The 1,076-nt window shown below is 36.8% G+C and carries 1 protein-coding gene; it reads left to right on the top strand.

From position 1 onward, the window contains the following. Positions 1–85 precede the first annotated feature (85 nt). Positions 86–1,006, top strand: a complete 921-nt coding sequence (locus ACY2RQ_RS19420; protein ID WP_490114664.1) for a hypothetical protein — start codon at positions 86–88, stop codon at positions 1,004–1,006. The last annotated feature ends 70 nt before the right edge of the window (positions 1,007–1,076 follow it).

The following is a 1,076-nucleotide window of genomic DNA, read 5'->3' as shown; positions in this document are numbered from 1 at the left end:
GTGACGCCTTCGGCGCACCTGATGCGGGCGTTATGTGCTTCATCATTCAAACATCAGCATCTTAGTGAAAGAGAGATAAATACCTTTGAATAGCGATTTAATTTCAAGAAAAGAAGAAATCGATGATTTCATCGCTTTTTGTAAAAGCCGAAACATCTCTCTTTCTCTCGATGACTTTGAGTTCTCTTTCAAAGTTGGTTTGGTAGCCAAATCTAAGAACATCACAAAACGATTATTACCTGAGCTAAATATCGACAAAGAAAACCTAGTAGATTTTGATGAACTGAGAGAAAGCGAAGAATACAAATCTACATCTGTAGGTTATGCTTTTGGAGAAAATGCGACACTTCTTGCCTCCCCTTTTTTTCGTAGAGGCTTTTCTCCTGAAAATAATTGGTCTCCTGGATTTCTTAGCAATTTTTGGAGATTCAAGAGTGAAGAATCAAAATGCTATATTGCATTAGATTTGGATCGCATAAGACTACCCAAAAATGAATCGATATATTTTGAGAAAGATCGCTGGTATGGTCCAAAGTACACTGGAGAAATAAAGGAAATTCAAGACGGTATTACTCGGCATGTTTTTTCTGAAACGGGTAACAACTCAAAAACACTGAACCACAACAATATTTATGCAATCGAAGTAAAGTGGGTTACTGAAAACAATAAGAAGAGTTTTCAACTCATTGAGCTAAGAGATAGAACCATCAAAACTGAGGACGGCACCTTTTATCCAGCAAAGTATATGCATGCAGAGTTTGATTTACAGAAGAATGAATTTACCCATTTCGATGGGGCTATTCAGCTGCTCAAAGAAGATGAATACTTTCAGGTCAGAGACTGTTTTTTCAGTAATTCGAGAAAATCTACAAATCAGGTTAAAGCTCAATATCACAAACTCTTCAAAATAAACCATAGCGTTACCACTGAAGAGTGGGTTGAATTTGTCGGTGACTTTTGCAGTCATAATCCACTTATTGAAGAGTATTTTTCCACAAGCTCTTAATCATATGTAGTGAATACAAAAATGCACATAACAAGTAAATCCAGGTGACGCCTACGGCGCACCTGATTTA

Source organism: Parendozoicomonas sp. 209JJ7-1, from assembly GCF_058147085.1.
The sequence above is the reverse complement of the archived record's forward strand: the minus strand, read 5'-3'. Positions and strand labels throughout refer to the sequence as shown.